We start from the raw sequence: 18,405 nt of genomic DNA, 5'->3' as shown, positions 1-18,405 counted from the left end.
ATAAGGTTCGGACCGGACCTTCCTAGCATCTCACTGTAGTAATTCTCATCAGCGAGCATCAAGCTATTGCATATAACGAAATATTATTCTACATTTGCATCAAGTCATGTCACTTTGTTGCTATCAGCTGTAATGAAAGCGAAATGATCGGGAGCATCTAGAATGGTCGCCTCTCTACGTAAGAATCTTTATACCAATCAAATATCTTAAACACGTTAAGCTATGCGAAAAATTCAACTACTGATTCTTATCCTGTGTACCTTGTCACTAGGAGTGTTTGGACAGGGAATTACGATCACGTCAGGGCCTGAAGTCCTTCCTGATGAAGTCAATCACTACGCAGTCAAAGGCGTCAGTGACAATGGTCGCTACATATACGGAGGCTGGGGTAACCCTGTCTATGTCAGCTTCGTATATGATACGGAGAGTGACAAAGTGGAGGTTCTCGAGGCCGAAAGCCGGGAGGGCGTACAGATAATCAAGGTTCTCTCCGATGGGTCTGTCATCTTGGTCTACTCACCACAGAAGGCTTGCGAAGCCTATATACGTACACCGCAAGGTAAGGAGATCGCCCTTAAAGCACCCAACTCCGACCATGGTCTCATGCCATCAGATGCTACGGAAGATGGTAAGTGGATCATCGGAAATAGTCAATCTCTAGATGCGCGCAGCCATCAGCCAGTCATAGGTGAGCGTCAGGCAGATGGCACCTATCTCTTTACCGCTCTACCAGAGCCAGAAGAGGATCTGATGGGTTGTAAGCCTCAGTACAACAAAGTGGAGGCTATCTCTCCAGATGCGCAGATACTAGTGGGTCGCCAGAATGGTCGCTCGGGCTTTGAGATGCAGTACATCAAGTGGACTCGACAGGCTGATGGTAGCTACACTTATACTTTGCCTATGGAGAAGCTCTTTATCAATTCGGACAAACCCAAGCCTGGTATGCCACCTATCTACGATGAGTATGTGACCGCAGAGCCTGGCACGCCTGAGCGCACTGAGCAAGAGGATCGCTACAATAAAGCCTTCGAAGAGTGGTTGAAGAAGTGCGATGAGCGTACGGGGCAGTACACAGCTACGGTCATGCAGGTGACCCACTTCTCTCGTCCTCAGATGAAGTTCTGCACGGCACTATATGAGAATAGTAGTGAGGGCGGTAGTATGCCCCAGCTAAGGCCTTTCGTCTGGGATGTGACGACAGATAGCTATCAGATCTTAAAGCCAGAGAGTGACTTTGCGCTTTGCGCCTTTGATGTATTGTATGATGGGAGTGTCGTCTGCCTCTCCAATCCTGGGATGCTCTTCTGGAGAGCTCATGCAGTAGATCCGAAGAGCAATAAGAGCATACCGCTCCTGCAGTGGATTAAAGAGCATTCGGGCAGAGATCTATCGGACTTCTATGCTAACCAAGTCGATCCGATGATGAACTCTGTATGTATCGGCATTCCGCGCATCAGTGGTGATGGTAAGACGATCGTCTTCTATACGATGAATGGTAATAGCGACCTGGAGATCGAGTTCTTCAATACGATAATTCGCTTACTAGGCAGTGCTTATACAGCCAATGAGGCTCCTCTAGCCTATGAGACTAATGCAATCGAAGCTTATATAGATGGGCGCAATCTCATCATCTCTAAGGGTGCGCTGGACATGCCCCTGACTATCTATCTATACGATGTGTCGGGAGAAGTAGTCTGGAGTACTACGACACAGGAGAGGCAGATCTCTCTACCCGTGTCTCTACCAGATGGTAAGTACATAGCACGCATCATCACTCCGAGTGGTGCCAGCAAGGTACTACCAGGTATCGTACGATAGAATCTGCCACGTAGTGGTGAGTCACAGTGTGATCACTGCGACTCACCGTACGTGTCCCCAAAAACTACAAGCAGGGTACACGTGGCAAGCGATATGTACCCGAAGACGACAAAACGGGGACACGTCATCCTAGGTGTGCCAGGGCTGACGTATTACGATCAGTTTGCTTGGAGCTGTATAGGACGATAACGGGGGAGTGTGGACCGAGCACCTCTACGTATCCCTACGGCTAGATTCTATCTACTCAGACATTCACGGAGACTCGGATCTCTCCCGAGGAAATCTACAAATGAGACTGTTGCATAAAGCCGAATCCCGAAAGCAACACAGTGATTCGCCTTTATGCAACAGTCTCAAAATGAGAGTTAGCCCCCCTCTTATAGTGTGCGGTGGTCTATGTAGACGGTATCGGCAAAGAAGGCGCCTCGCACCCCATCGGGATAGCGGTCTACGACGATGACCGTAGGGTGAGCGATGGAGAGAAAGCGTGCTAGCTCTTCGCGGGCCTGCTGCCGTGCGTTGCGGATGTAGCCTGCGCGGTATACTTCGTTGATGAGTCGCTGCGGGATGCGCCGCTTGGCTCTATTCTCTTGCTCTGCGGTGAGTGTCTTCGTGGTAAAGCCTTGGCGGAGCGGATGTACATCGATCACTGTGTAGCCTATCTCGTGCGGGGTGACCTCTTCGGGGGGGAGCTGTACGTAGAGCGTGTCGCCCTGCAAATGCGTGGGGAGCTTGTCTATATCGAAGTCTATGTAGGTACGCGCCTGTATGACGTAGGCTAGTACCACACCATCGATGGTATCGACCATGGGGATCTCTTGGTAGCACTCGCCTGTGGAGAGCTTGAGGATCTCCTCGATCGAGCGAACGGTCATAGCGTGCGTGACTACATCGTTGTAGTCCTCGCTCTGACTCTTGGAGCAGCTACGCCATAGGAGTACGATACCGACTAGAAGCAGTATCGCTAGGAGTATGTAAAGTATACGCTTAAGCCATTTGCCCATAAGACTGAGGAGCTACTGTGGTGAGGTGGTCTGTGTGTTAGGCTGTATGAGTGCTGAGCCTCGCTCTACGATGACGACCGTAGGCGGTAGCTCGTAGGAGAGGAGGAGCTGTGTGAGCCATCGGCGTAGCTTCTCGATAGAGCGTTGTCGTATCTGAGCTATGAGCTGATCGTTGGAGGTGATCTCCTGCTGGAGTACTTGGTAGGCTCGATCCTTGACACGCGCACGGTCTTGCGGGGTGATAGCGTTTCGGAGGGGGGCTACATACTCATACTCGGTCCGTAGCGTGAAGTCTCGCCCTCGTAGCTCCACCTGTATGGGAGATATGTAGACGGTGAGCTGCTGTTGCTCTTTGTCGTAGCTGACGTCGTCTGCTGAGAAGCCTGTCAAGTCGGTATAGCTCACCAGTGTGGCATCAAAGGAGTAGATGCCTACACGGTTGCCTACCTTCGTTTGATTGCTCAGCCATGTGGCGAAGTCCTTGAAGCTACTGATATCGTAAAAAGATATCTTGGGATCCTGCAAGGTGACCGCCTTCTGGAGGGTGGTCTCTGTAAGTAGTAGCTTGCCAACGCTCTGGTACTGCTGTACGATCGCCTCTTGTAGTAGCTCTTCGGCTGTCTTGCGCTTGGAGCAATTGGGCAGGCTCACGAGCAGGCAGAGGAGTGCTGTGAGTAATAAGAGGCTTTGGTGCCGAAGATGCTTCATAACTTTGCAGTACTATATAATAGGTGCAAGATTACTGCTCGACAATCTTGAGGACAGCGGGGAGCATCTCTGCTATGTCGCGAGCTATCATACCGCGTGGCGAGTGTCGCTCGCCATAATGATTGGCCGTCAGCCCATGGATGTAAACGCCTAGCGGAGCTGCCTCAGCGGGTGTGTAGCCCTGCGCTAGGAGCGAGAGGATGATGCCAGTGAGTACGTCTCCACTGCCGGCGGTGGCAAGGGCTGGTGAGCCTGAGCTGTTGAAGATAACCTCGCCAGTGGGGAGGCAGGTAGCGGTATTAGCCCCCTTGAGTACGACGATGATCTCTTGCTCCATGGCTAGCTCCTGCGCTTTGGTCAGGCGGTGATGATCATCGAGAGAACTCCCTGTGATGCGGTCTAGTTCGCCAGGATGTGGTGTGAGTATGGTTTCCTTGGGCAAGACGCTCAGCAGCTCGGGGTGGAGTGCTAGGAGGTTCAGCGCATCGGCATCGAGTAGTAGGGGAGTCTCGGGCTGTATGTTTTGCAGTAGATGCTCCAAGAGATGCAGTGTGAGCGGGGCTGTGCCAATGCCTGGCCCCATGGCTATAGCCTGGTAGTTGTGCAGATCCTTAGGCAGGTTACCAACGATGGTCTCCTCCTTGTCCCTCTCCACGATTGCCTCGGGGAGGAGTGTGTTCGCTAGCTGCGCCAGTGAGCTAGGTAGATGCATCGTGAGCTTGCCTAGTCCCGAGCGCATGGCGCCCATACTAGCCAGCATAGCTGCGCCTGCCATCGCTTCGGAGCCTGCGATGAGGAGGGCGTGTCCCTGCGTGCCTTTGTGTGCAAAGTGCGAGAGAGGCTTCAAGGCTCTATGGGCATCCTGCGGGGTGTAGAGATAGTAGTCGGCTTGGATGGCGGGGTCGTCATCCATGTTGAGACTGAGCGAGAGGATGCGTAGCGTGCCCGTGTAGCACTCATTGTCTGATAGGAGTAGAGCTATCTTGGGGCTTTCGCAGGTGAGGGTGTAGTCCGCCTTGATGATCGCCTGGAGGTTGTTCTCGCTATTGTCCTTGTCGTAGAGCCCTGAGGGGACATCTACGGCGATGACTGTGGCTGGCGAAGCGTTGATAAGTTGCTCTACCAGCACCGCAAAGCCACCCTCGAGAGGACGCGAGAGACCTGTGCCAAAGAGCGCATCGATGACGAGCGTCTGAGCGGTCAAGAGTGGAGGCTGAAACTCATCAGCAACAATGGTCAGGGCGTCTGGGTGAAACTCCATTAGCTTCGTCTGCTGCCAAGCACAAGCCTCCGAGAGCTCGTCCTCTTGTTTGCAAAAGAGGTAGCAGTGCACTCGGTGTCCCTCCTGCAGGAGGCGTCGCGCGATGGCTAGTCCGTCCGCTCCGTTATTGCCAGGGCCTGCGAAGACGTAGATGATGCCTTGTGGCAGCCCTGAGATACTCCTCAGCTCTGCGACAAAGCGCTGAGCGACACGCTCCACGAGGTCGTGGATGGAGAGATGATCACGCTCGAGGATATAACTATCCGTGGTACCCCATTGGCGTCCGACGAGTATCTTTTTCATTGTTTCAGCTGTTCTTTAGTTGGTTGATGGCGACTTGGCTACGGTCTTGGATCTTTTGTCTAGAGCTAATCCATCGATCCGCGGACTATACCGCGCTTGCTGTCGCTGATGAAGTTGTAGATGAGGTCGCGCTCGTAGCACTGCGGATAGCGACTCTGTATCTCTACGAGTGCCTCGCTGTTGTTGAGTCCACCCTGATAAAGTGTGCGGTAGACGTCGTTGATGAGGAAGATCTGGTCGTTGGTGAAGCCCCGGCGACGTAGTCCTACGATGTTGATACCACAGTAAACGATCGGATCGCGCCCCACGAGACAGTAGGGTGGTATGTCCTTGGTCACCTTAGAGCCTCCCTGTATCATCACGTGCTGCGAGATGCGTACGAACTGATGTACCAGTACGGCACCGCTGAGGATGGCGTAGTCGTCTATCTCGACCTCTCCAGCGAGCTGTGTCGCATTGCCTAGGATGATGTGATCCTTGAGGATGCAGTCATGCGCTACGTGTGAGTAAGCCATGATGAGGCAGTTACTCCCGACGACAGTGGTGCCACGCGAGGCGGTACCACGATTGACCGTGGCGAACTCTCGGATGGTGGTATGATCGCCGATGACAGCGGTCGTCTCTTCACCTTTGAACTTAAGGTCTTGTGGTATACCTGCGATGACGGCGTAGGGATGTATGTGACAGTCGCTACCGATGCGCGCTCCGCTGCGAATTATGCAGCCTTGGTCTAGGATTGTGCGGTCGCCGATGACCGTGTTGGCCTCGATGGTGACAAAAGGTCCGACCGTCACCTCAGCTCCTATCTGTGCCTCAGGATGCACCTGAGCAAGAGGAGATATAAGCGTTTGAGCCATATAGTGGATATGATTGTTTACTCCTTATTCTTTACTATCTGAGCCATGAAGTCGGCCTCACAAACGAGCTGGTTGCCCACGAAGGTCAGTCCTCTGACGCTGGCTAAGCCACGACGCACCTCACTGGTGAGCATCACCTTAAAGAGGAGGGTGTCGCCTGGCACGACCTTGTTTCTGAACTTTACATTGTTGATCGTCAGGAAGTAGGTTGAGTAGCGCTCAGGGTCTTCGATACCGCTGAGTACGAGTAACCCAGCGGTCTGCGCCATCGCCTCAACGATGAGTACGCCTGGCATAACTGGCTCTGTGGGGAAGTGACCGAGGAAGAAGGTCTCGTTGAAGCTCACATTCTTAACCCCCACGATATGGTCCTTGTCTAGGTGGATCACCTTGTCCACAAGGAGGAAAGGATAGCGGTGTGGTAGGAGACCTTTGATCTGGTTCAGATCGAGTACAGGTGTCGCATTGGGATCATAGACGGGCGGCTGTGTCTCCATCCCTTTGATCTCCTTGCGGATCGCCCGTGCTAGCTTGTTATTGATCTTATGGCCAGGCTTGGTTGCTATGATATGCCCCTGCACGAAGATGCCAGCCAGGGCTAGGTCGCCTAGTATGTCGATGATCTTGTGACGTGCGGGCTCGTTCGGGATGCCCTCCTTGGGGTTGATCACGCCTAGCTGATTCACTTCTGCTATAGGACGATGCAGAGCCTCTGCCAGTGCCTTGGCATCGCTCTCTGAGAGTGGCTCATCGTTGATCACCATCGCATTGGCTAGGTCTCCACCCTTGATCAAGCCCTGACTGAGGAGAGGCAGTATCTCTCGTACGAAAACGAAGGAGCGTGCCTCGGCGACCTCCTCGCCATAGCGACTGAGGTCACGCAGCGAAGCGTATTGGTTGCTCAGTAGTGGGGAGGCAAAGCTTATGTGCGCCTCGACGCCAAGCTGATCTGATGGGAGAAGGAGAATGGAGGCTCCTGTCTCCTCATCTTTCACCTCGATAGGCTTACGTACCACAAAGACCTCACGAGTAGCAGACTGCTCCTTGAGTCCCGCCTCTTGAATCGCCTGCACATAAGGCTGTGCAGAGCCGTCTAGTATAGGCGCTTCGTCACCATCGACCGTGATGAGACAGTTGTCCACACCGAGCGCATAGAGTGCACTGAGGCAATGCTCGAGCGTAGAGACCTGCACAGTGCCACGCTCTATACGAGTAGCACGCTGCGTCGTCGTGACATAGTCCGCATAAGCGGGGATCACGGGGTGCCCCTCGAGGTCGGAGCGACAGATCTGGTAACCACTATGGGGCTCCGCAGGGGAAAGGGTCAAGGTGCGTTTGGCTCCTGTGTGAAGTCCTACACCTTGGAAGGTGAGTGTCGTAGCGAGTGTGTACTGATTCATAACGTGAGTGTGTCTGCTTTTACAAATGTGTCTATTTAGTTTCCGCGGAGGCTTGCTCTTCGAGCTTGTCTACACGGCGCATCAGCTCAGGGAGTTTAGGCAGCATTGCGAAGGCACGTAGTGCCTTGCCCACAGGCATGGCGGGAGCACCCATTACGACGCTGTGCGACTGGAGATTGCCCAGTACGCCCGTCTGCCCACCGAGCTGCGAGTGGTCGCCCACGGTGAGGTGACCAGCTATGCCCACCTGACCGCCCAGCTGGCACCACTCCTTGATGTGTGCCGAGCCTGCTAGTCCCGCCTGGGCGGCGATGACTGTGTGCTCATCGACGGTGCAGTTGTGCGCAATCTGTACGAGGTTGTCGATCTTAACCCCCGAAGCGATGCGCGTCACGCCCATCGTAGCGCGATCGATGCAACTATTTGCACCTATCTCCACGTTGTCTCCTATCTCCACATGCCCTATCTGCGGGATCTTGTCATAGCCATGATCCGTAGGGGCAAAGCCGAAGCCGTCGGCGCCAATCACTGTGCCCGAATGAATGCGGCAGTGATGGCCGATGATGCTATCTGAGTAGAGTGTGACCCGTGGATGTAGTGTCGTGTGGTCACCAATAGAGCAGTTGGTCCCGATGACGCAGTGCGCCGAGATGATGACCTGCTCTCCCAGCTTAACATCCGCTTCGATGCAGACGTACGGGCCGATGATGCACTCCTTGGGGATCTCTACCGAAGGGTCTACGATAGCCGTCGGGTGGACGCCCGTCCAGTGAGGCTCCTGCTGAGAGACGTAGAGCCGCATCAGCTGTGAGAGCGTCTCGTAAGGGTTTGCCACACGGATCAACGTCGTAGAGCAAGGCTGTGTCGGAGCGAACTTCTCGTCGACGAGCACCGCCGAGGCATGTGTCGTGTAGAGATAGGGCTCGTACTTCATATTAGCGAGAAAGCTCAAGTCACCCGCCTTCGCCTGCTCAATGCCTGCGAAGCCTTGTAGCTGAGCTGTGCCGTCGCCTTCTATCGTACCACCGATTAGCTTGGCAATGTCTGCAACTGTATACATCTACCTTATTATATTAGTCTATGATACCCTTGTCAATGAGCGTCTGCTCCATCTGGCGCGCTAGGTCAGAGGCTGCCTGCGCAGAGGCAGAGGCAAAGCGCTCGTCATTGCCCGCATAGATGATGCCTCGCGAACTATTGACGATCAGTCCGCAGTCGCTCGTCATCGCATGCTCTGCGACCGCCTCTAGGCTACCCCCCTGAGCACCTACACCAGGAACGAGGAGGAAGGCATTTGGAGCTACCGCCCGCACACGCTGCATCAGATTGCTCTGCGTAGCACCCACGACAAACATAATATGGTCTGCACCCTCCCAGCTCAGAGCCGTCTTGAGTACCTGCTCAAAGAGACAAGTCTCCTCGCCCGTATGGAGCATCTGAAAGTCCTGCGCCCCCTGGTTGCTCGTCAAGGCGAGTAGGATCACCCACTTGTCGCTATACTCTAGGAAAGGCAGCACACTGTCGCTACCCATGTAGGGAGCCACGGTGAGCGCATCGACCTTAAAGTTCTCGTAGAAGGCACGCGCATACATCTTGCTCGTATTGCCTATGTCGCCACGCTTAGCATCAGCGATGATCAGCTGCTCGGGATAGTTCTGACGTATGTAGTCCACCGTATCGCCAAAGACCTGCATACCGAAAGCCCCAAGGGTTTCATAAAAAGCCAAGTTCAGCTTGAATGCGATAGCGTACTGTGCTGTGGCATCGATGATCGCCTTGTTGAAGTCCAGAATAGGATTATCCCCCTTCAGCAAGTGCGGAGGCAACTTCTGTATATCTGGATCGAGCCCCACGCAGAGGTAGCTACGCTTAGCTCGTATTTGTGCTATGATTTGCTCGCGATTCATGAGATAGTCTTCTGTTTATTTGAAGTGAGTAATCGTATACGGTCTACTAAGGTAGTGAAAAAGTATCATATAGGAGTGTCAAAGCTAAGCTCCCAAGCGTTAGTCGGAATCAGAGGGCGGCCTCTTTGAGGCGCTCCGTATTCTCAGCGACGATGAGTGCGTCGATGATCGGCTGCAAGTCGCCACCGAGCACGCCAGGCAGGTTGTGTACCGTCAGACCGATGCGGTGGTCGGTGACACGACCCTGCGGGAAGTTGTAGGTGCGGATCTTAGCCGAGCGGTCACCCGTCGAGACCATCGTCTTACGACGTGAAGCTATCTCGTCGATATACTTCTGATGCTCCTTGTCATAGATGAAAGTGCGAAGCCGTGACAGCGCACGCTCCTTATTCTTCGGCTGGTCACGCGTCTCGGTACACTCGATCGTTATATCCTCCACGACACCCGTATTGGGGTTGCGCCACGGATAGTGGAGACGAACGCCAGACTCCACCTTGTTGACATTCTGTCCACCAGCACCACTAGAGCGGAAGGTGTCCCACTTGATCTCACCCTCGTTGATGTTGACCTCAAACTTGTCAGCCTCAGGCAGTACCGCCACGGTCGCTGCCGAGGTGTGGATACGTCCCTGCGTCTCCGTCTGGGGGACACGCTGCACACGATGCACACCACTCTCATACTTGAGCGTACCGTACACGCCCGTACCTGTAACATTGAGTACGATCTCCTTGTAGCCACCCGTGCCGCCCTCGGTGTAGCTGCTCACGGTGACATTCCACCCCTTCGTCTCGCAGTAGCGCGAGTACATACGGAAGAGGTCACCCGCAAAGAGTGCCGCCTCGTCACCGCCCGTGCCAGCGCGTAGCTCGACGATAGCGTTCTTGTCATCCTCTGGATCGTTCGGTAGGAGGAGCAGCTTGATCTCCTCCTCCATCTTAGGGATCTCCTCCTTAGCCTCAGCGAGCAGTTCGCGCGCCATCGCTTTTAGCTCCTCATCGCTGTCAGCGTCTTGGAGCGTACTCTCGGCCTCCTCTTGTTGTGTCAGGAGCTGCTTGTACTGCCCGCCAGCCTTGAGTATCTCCCCTAGGTGGGTGTATTCTTTGCTAAGGGTGGCAAAGCGTCTGCCGTCAGCAATGACGCTAGGGTCGGTGATCAATGTCTCTAGCTCCTCGTGGCGTGCCCCCAGAGCTTCTATGCGGTTGAGTAAATCGTTCATATAGGTCTGCTAAGTGATGTAAGGGTCTAGGACTATCGCTCCACTGTGCCAAAGGGCGTAACGAGTGTCAGGCGGTTCTGGTCGGCCGCCTCGACACGACCGATGATCTGTGCATCGATGTTGAAGTGTCGCGCCACGGCGATAGCCTCTTCAGCCTGCTCGGCGGGCAGGTAAGCCTCCAGGCGGTGCCCCATGTTGAAGACTTGGTACAGCTCCGCAGCGTCAGCTCCACTCTCCTCGGCAATCATCTGGAAGAGCGGAGGAACCGGAAGGAGATGGTCCTTAATAATATGTTTGTTGGTGACGAAGTTCATCACCTTCGTCTGTGCGCCTCCTGTACAGTGGATCAGTCCATGTATGGCGGGGCGCATCTCTTTGAGTAGCTTCGCCACAAGTGGTGCGTAGGTACGTGTGGGGGAGAGGATCAGTTCGCCGACTGTCAGCCCTGTGCCTGGTACCTCAGCGAGTAGCTCACGGCTACCACTGTACACTAAGTCATCAGGCACAGCGGGGTCGTAGCTCTCGGGAAACTTCTCAGCAAGTGCGTGAGAGAGTATATCGTGCCGTGCAGAGGTAAGCCCGTTGCTCCCCATACCGCCATTGTAACGCTCCTCGTAGGTTGCCTGTCCATAGGAGGCAAAGCCGACGATCACGTCTCCGTCAGCGATGTGCGCATTGTCTATGATGTCGCTCCGACGCATACGGCAGGTCACGGTGCTGTCTACGATGATCGTACGGACCAGGTCGCCCACGTCAGCCGTTTCGCCCCCTGTGAGGTAGATCTCCACCCCTAGTTCACGCATCTGTGCTAAGATCTCTTCGGTGCCATTGATGACAGCTCCGATCACTTCGCCAGGGATGAGCTGCTTGTTGCGCCCGATGGTCGAGGAGAGGAGCATGCCCGAGGTGGCACCCACGCAGAGGAGGTCGTCAAGGTTCATCACGATTGCATCCTGAGCTATGCCTCGCCACACGGAGAGATCGCCCGTCTCTCGCCAGTAGATATAAGCCAGCGAAGACTTCGTGCCAGCCCCATCGGCATGCATGATGTTGCAATAGTCAGGATCACCACCCAGTATGTCAGGTAGTATCTTGCAAAAGGCTTGCGGGTAGAGTCCCTTGTCTATGTGAGCAATAGCCTTGTGTACATCTTCTTTTGCGGCAGAAACGCCACGACGCATATATCGGTTCATAGAGACCTTAGAGATTAGAGATTAGACCTTAGAAGTTAGAGATTAGCGGAGTCGGAGTACGTCGCCCTCCTCGGGTACATAGTCGTAGTCTAGGTGGTTCATACGATAGAGACGAGCGAGGCGTATGCCGTAGCGCTGTGATATGTCGTGCATCGACTCACCCACCTGCACCACATGATCGGGATAGTCTGGCGTGGCGCGCCTGTTCTTGCGCTCCAGATAGATCACATCGCCAGCCTGAATGGGGAAGTCTACCGGCATATCGTTGTAGTCGGCTAAGCGCTTGAGACTTATGCCCATCTCACGAGCGATCGACTCAAGCGAGTCACCCTCGTTGGCAAGTACATATAGGAGTCCGTAGCTAAAGAATCCCTCATGCGTGAGCTTCGTCTTAGGATCATCGTCAGAGGGCGTATAGGTCGGTGCGGGGCGACCCGACATCCAGCGCGGATAGCGTCCACGATCCAGCTCGTAGAGCTCGTACTGCTCAATCACCTTGATGAGCATATTAGCGTAGCCCTTGTTCGTCGCATAGCCACACTGCTGTAGCCCCCTAGCCCAAGCCTGATAGTCCGTGATAGGGTAGGTGTATAGTACTTGGTATCGAGGTTGCTTGAGGAAGTTGGAGTGATCCTCGTAGGAGTCGCCCACAGAGCGGTACTTGCGAAAGCACTCTCCCTTGAGATCATCATCAGCATAGATACGCTGTCCCTGCCAAGCGCGGTGGCACTTGATACCGAAGTGGTTATTGCCCTCACGCGCTAGGCGACTAGATCCAGCTCCCGTCTCGATCAGTCCCTGCGCCATCGTGATGCTCGCGGGGATCTTGTGACGCTTCATCTGGCGGATGCACTCATCGGCATAGGTACGTATGTAGGTCTGGTAATTAGAATTCATCGGAGCCTGCCCCCACGCTGTGGCACAGAGCAAGAGCAGACAAGCTATCGAGAGCAGAGACCGTGACGAATCGGTAAGGAGCTTCATAAGACTTAATTCTAGAGATGTATAGCTAGGCACCAGAGACTCCTCGCCCTGCGGAGCAGGTAAAGCAGTAAGAGCCACTTGAACTACAAAGGTACTAAATAGATCGGTAGTCACAGGTTAGCGTAGATTCAACTATCAAATGCATCAGCACTGGCTGGGCAAACTCAACGCTGGTTCGTTACAATAATTTAGAACCGGCAACACATCGAAACGGCGCTGTGTCGGGGAAAAGTGATTTCCACGTGGATGTTTCGAAATTCCCACGTGGAGAATAAAAAATTCTTCGGAGGAATGAGATGAAACTTCGGAAGAATGAAATGAAACTTCGGAAGAAATGAATCACGCCCACGTGGAAAATAAAAAACATCTACGTGGAGATTTGAGATTCCCCACGTGGATATTCGAGAAAGGAGAGAATCGGACGAATTTCCCCGTAAAGATATGTAAATGGAGATAGAGGTTAGAGTTTAGAAGTTAGAGATTAGAGATCCGATCACTCTGATAGCTCCGATGGTTCCGATAGCTAACAGCTAACAGCCAATCCATGGGTGACACATTATATTATATGTAGTGAACTCATCCAACCCTCGCTTGTCCTCATAGGTAGCTCTTGACAGTGCGATTATGATGCGTCAGCACTGGATCTCTGGTACTATGTCGTCTAATACCAAATAAAATAGGTATCTTTGTAGACCGATCGTTACTACGGCTTTACTAACAACTTTATTACCTATATATAGTATGAAGAATTTGGACTGGTCATCATTGGGGTTTGGTTACCTCAAGACCGATTACAACGTACGCTGTTACTATCGTGATGGCAAGTGGGGTGAGCTAGAGGTCTCTTCAGAGGAGACGGTCACGCTACACATGGGCGCAACCTGTCTGCACTACGGTCAGGAGGCTTTTGAGGGTCTCAAGGCTTATCGTGGTAAGGATGGTAAGATCCGCCTCTTCCGTGTCGAAGAGAATGCTAAGCGTATGATCCGCTCAGCTGAGGGTGTCGTTATGGCTCCCGTACCCGAAGAGCTCTTTATCAAGGCTGTCAAGAAGGCTGTCGAGCTCAACAAGGACTACGTACCTCCCTACGAGAGCGGTGCTTCACTCTACATCCGCCCACTCCTACTTGGTCTCGGCGCTCAGGTAGGTGTCAAGCCAGCTCCTGAGTATCTCTTTATCGTCTTCGTATCTCCCGTAGGTCCTTACTTCAAGGAGGGCTTCAAGCCTACGCCTATGGCTATCATGCGTGGTTATGACCGTGCGGCACCTCTGGGTACTGGTACGATCAAGGTCGGTGGTAACTATGCTGCCGGTATGGTACCTACTGTCTTGGCTCACGAGAAGGGCTACAGCGCTTGCCTCTTCCTCGATGCTAAGGAGAAGAAGTATATCGATGAGTGCGGTCCAGCTAACTTCTTCGGAATTAGAGACAACACTTACATCACGCCTGAGTCTACCTCTATCCTGCCCTCTATCACGAACAAGAGCTTGATGCAGCTCGCTGAGGATCTCGGTCTGAAGGTTGAGCGTCGTCATGTACCTGAGGAGGAGCTAGCAACCTTTGAGGAGGCTGGTGCTTGTGGTACGGCTGCTGTCATCAGCCCGATACTACGTGTCGATGACCTCGATGAGCACAAGACTTACGAGATCTCTAAGGATGGCAAGCCCGGTCCTATCTGCCAGAAGCTTTACAATAAGCTACGTGGCATCCAGTACGGCGACGAGCCTGATACACACGGCTGGGTCACCATACTAGACTAAAAAGGCTACTCGCCTCTAATCAACCACAAAAAGGCGCATCGAGCATCACTGCTTGGTGCGCCTTTGTTAGCCGTTGGCTGAGCTATCGGAATGATCAGACCTCTGATCTCTTACCTCTAATCTCTAACCTCTAACTTCTAATCTCTACCTACTGATAGGTATTGAGTGGTCGGCAGATCATTCGTATCTTTGCTGATGGTATCTAGTTACAGTAACACACCTACCAAAAACTAATTAGTTTATGAATCCTCCTACTCTCCTCAACCACCCTTTCGACGCTCAGACCTCTCTGAGTAAGTTGATCTTGACGCACTATGACCTGCTCATGGTGATCACCCGCTTTGGCATCCCTCTAGGCTTCGGCGACAAGAGTGTTGATGAGGTGTGTCGGGCTAATGGTGTCGATACGAATACGCTCCTCGCTGTCGTCAACATGCTGACGACGCAGTCCGATACGATCCCAGAGGAGCTACTACAAGAGATCTCGGCTGAGTCGCTCATAGTTTATCTGCAGCGATCACATCACTACTTCCTGGACTACAAGCTTCCAGATCTGCGAGGAGACCTTTTTTCCGCAGTCGAGGAGGGCTCGCCAGAGGTCGCTGCCCTGATACACCGCTTCTATGATGCTTATGTCGAGGAGGTGCACAAGCACATGGGATACGAGGACGAGGTGCTCTTTCCCTACGTGCATCGTCTGCTAAAGGGTGAACGCGATAAGAAGTACTCGATCGATGAATTTGAGAGCAGGCACGACCATATAGAGATGAAGATCACCGATCTCAAGAATATCCTAATCAAGTACTACCAGTCGATGGGAGACTATGCGCTGACGAATGTCCTGCACGAGCTTTTTACCACCGAGAGTGACCTGATGTGGCACAATCATATTGAGGACTGCCTCTTCGTACCGCTCATCAAGCGGATTGAGGAGACACTCCAAGCTCGCAACGGACACGCATAAACAATCTAAACGGATGCAACACACGATACTAATCATTGAGCCTCACAAGCTCCTCGCCTATGGCTTGCAGCTAGCTCTACGTAGAGGCTTTCCCGACTCTTCCGTACAGCTATGCGTGGATCTGCTCGACCTAGATGCCCTGAAGCAGCACATTACCTTTATTGCGCCTGACATCATCATCGCCAATCCGCTCCTGACGGGCGTACAGTACAACCCTGATCTACTCCCCGCGGGTAAGGAGCCGACAATCGTTGCGATCAATCACAATCTACTCCCAGAGGATCTATACAAAGGCTACAGCTTCGTCTGTCTACCAACGGTCGAGCCGCAGAGCTTGATACAGCAGATACAAGAAGCGGAGCAACCTGATACGGACACTCTGGAGAGCGAAGAGGCAAAGCAAACGCCTCTCTCTCAGCGAGAGTGTGAGGTAGTCACTTGGGTGGCACGAGGGCTGACCAATAAGGAGATAGCGGACGCCCTGCACCTCTCACCGCACACGGTCGTAACGCACCGGCGCAACATAGCCGCCAAGCTTGACATCCACTCGCCTAGCGGTCTGACGATCTACGCCCTGATGAACAATCTGATCTCTATGGATGAGGCTAAGGGAATCTAAACCCCTAGGCTTCACTATAGACATCACATAATGCTTTGTGGTGCTGAAAGCGCGAAGGTCTATGGATGATGCGCTTTAGCCAAGCGACACGATAATACGATAGCCACGTGAGAAGTTACGAATTCTCACGTGGCTATTTTCTATTCTCCACGTAGGCGAGAAATGATTCCTCCGAAGTTTCATTTGATTCTTCCGAAGTCTTATTTCGTCCCCACGTGGGGATCATTTCGTCCCTCCGGAGGGATTTAGAAATCCCACGAGGAGATTCTATTTTGTAATGTATCTGCTATAAATCCCCCAGAGTCAAATTGAGACTGTTGCATAAAGGCGAATCGCTGTGTTCCTTTCGGGATTCGGCTTCGGTCACATACGGAGGTATGCTCCCTTCAGACCTCACCCTCAGCGCCTTGCGCTTCATCCTTTCTGCAAAGTCTAGACAATCTTGCAAGCAAGATTGAGAGACTGTTGACTTTTGCAACAGTCTCAAATTAGCGGGGCCACTCGACCACCTCTAGGTCGTGTGGTCGCCCTGAGGTGATCTGCAGGCGTATGAGGGTGCGACTCTGGTGCCAGCCACTGCGCCCTACAGCCCCGGGGTTGATGTGGAGTAGTCCTGGACGGGACTTGTCGGGCAGCACCTTGAGGATATGACTATGCCCCGAGATGGTAATCATGGGATGCTCATGCCACGGCGTAAGATAAGGCGCCAAGACACGCTCATAGTGTCCTGGATAGCCACCGATATGCGTCATGACCAGCTCCACACCAGCCACCTCTGTATGAATCACCTCTGGAAGCTGTGTATGTAGCGTAGCGTCATCGATATTGCCATACACTGCTAGCGTGGGGGCAATGGTTTGCAACCGCTCTAGCACCTGCGGAGCGCCGATGTCTCCTGCATGAAAGATCAGATCACACGCGGCTAGTGCCTTGCAGATCTGATCATCGATGTATCCGTGCGTATCGCTTAGGATGCCGATACGCTGATGCGCTTTCATAGAGGCTGTTATTGCTTGCTATCCTTGTGACCTCCGGAGTGACCTTTACGCTGTGAGGAGCGACCTTTGCCCTGGGACTTACCTCGTCCGTGACCTTTACCTTGCGATCTGCCACGTCCGTTGCCTTTGCCTCTAGAGGAGCCACGACTATTACTGCGCTCGTTGGGGGCATAGGTAGGCGCCTCGCCTAGTGAAGGGTCGAGAGGAATGCGGTAGATCTCCTGCTCGAGGAACTGCTCCAGACGTGCGAAGTCTTGCTGATCACTGGGCGAGACGAGCGTGATCGCCAAGCCCTTGCCGTCGGCACCACGTGCTGTACGGCCGATGCGGTGTACGTAGTCCTCAAAGTCGCGAGGCACCTCATAGTTGATCACGACCCCAATGTCGTCTATGTCGATACCACGCGCTACGATGTCGGTGGCGACGAGTACTTTGGTGCGTCCCATGCGGAAGTCTCTCAAGACCTCCTCGCGACGCTCTTGCGACAGGTCCGAGTGCATCTCTGCAACGGGCAGTCCATCTCTAGTGAGTGTCTGAGCGAGTGCGTGGACAGTCGCCTTGGTCCCCGCAAAGATGATGGTGCGTGAGAGCTCCGACTCGGGATTGGCAAAGAGAGATCGGATGATCGGGAGCTTCTGCGCATCATAGCAGATGTATGCGGTCTGCATGATCGACTTAGGAGGCTTTGCCACAGCTAGCTCAACGAGGACGGGATCTACGAGGATGCTCTCTGAGAGCTTGAGGATCTCCTTGGGCATTGTAGCGGAAAACATCACATGCTGGCAATCCTCGGGCAGTGCCTTGTAGATCTCCATAATGTCTTCGTAAAAGCCCATGTCGAGCATACGATCAGCCTCGTCTAGTACGAAGTACTGTACATGCGATAGGTCGCACGCTCCGAGACGTAGCATCGAGAGGAGTCGCCCTGGGGTAGCGATGACGATGTCTGCTCCGAGTGCCATGCCCCGTCTTTGCTGCTCCCAGGCGATGCCGTCGGTGCCGCCGTAGATGGCGAGGGTAGAGACTGAGACGTAATAGCCAAAGCCTTCGACCTCCTGATCGATCTGCTTGGCGAGCTCTCGTGTGGGCGCCATGACGACGGCTCCGAGATGCTCTTTGGGTAGCTCTTGACGTGCTACCTTATTGAGAAAGGGAAGCAGATAAGCTGCCGTCTTGCCCGATCCAGTCTGCGCACAGCCGATGACGTCTCGCCCCTCTAGGAGTGGGGGGATCGTCTCCGATTGGATAGGAGAGGTCTCCACAAAGTTCATCGCATCCAGTCCGTCGAGGACCTCATCCTCTAGATCTAGTTCGTAAAAGTCCATCAGCTTATCATCTTATGTGAGTAACGGAAGGTATCACTGCCACAAAAGCCTCTCTTGCACGGCTCGTGATACACTTTAGGGGTAAAA

The 18,405-nt window shown here is 53.4% G+C and carries 16 protein-coding genes; 4 read left to right on the top strand and 12 right to left on the bottom strand.

Going from position 1 to position 18,405, the window contains the following annotated elements:
• The first annotated feature begins 222 nt into the window (after positions 1-222).
• A complete protein-coding gene (locus tag Q2J34_RS03015) occupies positions 223-1,818 on the top strand; it encodes a T9SS type A sorting domain-containing protein (RefSeq protein WP_298888740.1) in 1,596 nt (531 codons plus the stop codon).
• A gap of 377 nt (positions 1,819-2,195) precedes the next feature.
• Here the strand turns inward: Q2J34_RS03015 and Q2J34_RS03010 are convergent, their stop codons facing one another.
• The 10 genes from Q2J34_RS03010 to Q2J34_RS02965 all read right to left on the bottom strand — a co-directional run bounded on the left by Q2J34_RS03010 (position 2,196) and on the right by Q2J34_RS02965 (position 12,651).
• Positions 2,196-2,822, bottom strand: coding sequence for a DUF4230 domain-containing protein (locus Q2J34_RS03010; protein WP_300969225.1), 627 nt, complete (start codon positions 2,820-2,822; stop codon positions 2,196-2,198).
• Positions 2,823-2,834: 12 nt separating this feature from the next.
• Entirely contained in the window at positions 2,835-3,530 is a 696-nt protein-coding gene (locus Q2J34_RS03005; RefSeq protein ID WP_300969224.1) for a DUF4230 domain-containing protein, read from the bottom strand.
• 31 nt (positions 3,531-3,561) lie between these two features.
• Entirely contained in the window at positions 3,562-5,094 is a 1,533-nt protein-coding gene (locus Q2J34_RS03000) for an NAD(P)H-hydrate dehydratase (RefSeq protein ID WP_300969223.1), read from the bottom strand.
• 65 nt (positions 5,095-5,159) lie between these two features.
• Entirely contained in the window at positions 5,160-5,951 is a 792-nt protein-coding gene (gene lpxA, locus Q2J34_RS02995) for an acyl-ACP--UDP-N-acetylglucosamine O-acyltransferase (RefSeq protein ID WP_300969222.1), read from the bottom strand.
• A 17-nt stretch (positions 5,952-5,968) separates the two neighbouring features.
• Positions 5,969-7,351: a bifunctional UDP-3-O-[3-hydroxymyristoyl] N-acetylglucosamine deacetylase/3-hydroxyacyl-ACP dehydratase gene (locus tag Q2J34_RS02990; RefSeq protein ID WP_300969221.1), complete on the bottom strand. Its 1,383-nt coding sequence runs from the start codon at positions 7,349-7,351 to the stop codon at positions 5,969-5,971.
• A gap of 31 nt (positions 7,352-7,382) precedes the next feature.
• On the bottom strand, positions 7,383-8,411 hold the full coding sequence (lpxD, locus tag Q2J34_RS02985; RefSeq protein ID WP_300969220.1) for a UDP-3-O-(3-hydroxymyristoyl)glucosamine N-acyltransferase: 1,029 nt from the start codon (positions 8,409-8,411) through the stop codon (positions 7,383-7,385).
• 13 nt (positions 8,412-8,424) lie between these two features.
• Positions 8,425-9,258 (bottom strand): orotidine-5'-phosphate decarboxylase, encoded by an 834-nt coding sequence (gene pyrF / locus Q2J34_RS02980; protein WP_298888756.1) that lies wholly within the window; start codon positions 9,256-9,258, stop codon positions 8,425-8,427.
• Positions 9,259-9,367: 109 nt separating this feature from the next.
• Positions 9,368-10,474 (bottom strand): peptide chain release factor 1, encoded by a 1,107-nt coding sequence (prfA, locus tag Q2J34_RS02975; RefSeq protein WP_300969219.1) that lies wholly within the window; start codon positions 10,472-10,474, stop codon positions 9,368-9,370.
• 32 nt (positions 10,475-10,506) lie between these two features.
• On the bottom strand, positions 10,507-11,667 hold the full coding sequence (locus Q2J34_RS02970; protein WP_300969218.1) for an AIR synthase related protein: 1,161 nt from the start codon (positions 11,665-11,667) through the stop codon (positions 10,507-10,509).
• Positions 11,668-11,709: 42 nt separating this feature from the next.
• Positions 11,710-12,651, bottom strand: coding sequence for a glucosaminidase domain-containing protein (locus Q2J34_RS02965; protein WP_300970145.1), 942 nt, complete (start codon positions 12,649-12,651; stop codon positions 11,710-11,712).
• A 741-nt stretch (positions 12,652-13,392) separates the two neighbouring features.
• Between Q2J34_RS02965 and Q2J34_RS02960 the strand changes: the two genes are divergently transcribed.
• From Q2J34_RS02960 to Q2J34_RS02950, 3 genes are all read left to right on the top strand, one after another.
• A complete protein-coding gene (locus Q2J34_RS02960) occupies positions 13,393-14,412 on the top strand; it encodes a branched-chain amino acid aminotransferase (protein ID WP_298888766.1) in 1,020 nt (339 codons plus the stop codon).
• A gap of 241 nt (positions 14,413-14,653) precedes the next feature.
• A complete protein-coding gene (locus tag Q2J34_RS02955) occupies positions 14,654-15,376 on the top strand; it encodes a hemerythrin domain-containing protein (RefSeq protein WP_300969217.1) in 723 nt (240 codons plus the stop codon).
• Between the two features lie 13 nt (positions 15,377-15,389).
• Positions 15,390-15,995 carry a response regulator transcription factor gene (locus Q2J34_RS02950; RefSeq protein ID WP_300969216.1) on the top strand — a complete coding sequence of 202 codons (606 nt, stop codon included), beginning with the start codon at positions 15,390-15,392 and terminating at the stop codon, positions 15,993-15,995.
• A gap of 488 nt (positions 15,996-16,483) precedes the next feature.
• Here the strand turns inward: Q2J34_RS02950 and Q2J34_RS02945 are convergent, their stop codons facing one another.
• Positions 16,484-16,993, bottom strand: coding sequence for a metallophosphoesterase family protein (locus Q2J34_RS02945; protein ID WP_300969215.1), 510 nt, complete (start codon positions 16,991-16,993; stop codon positions 16,484-16,486).
• An 8-nt stretch (positions 16,994-17,001) separates the two neighbouring features.
• Positions 17,002-18,318, bottom strand: a complete 1,317-nt coding sequence (locus Q2J34_RS02940) for a DEAD/DEAH box helicase (RefSeq protein WP_300969214.1) — start codon at positions 18,316-18,318, stop codon at positions 17,002-17,004.
• Between the last annotated feature and the right edge of the window lie 87 nt (positions 18,319-18,405).

This window comes from Porphyromonas vaginalis (assembly GCF_958301595.1).
GTDB lineage: Bacteria > Bacteroidota > Bacteroidia > Bacteroidales > Porphyromonadaceae > Porphyromonas > Porphyromonas vaginalis.
This window is presented reverse-complemented; position numbering and strand designations above follow the sequence as displayed.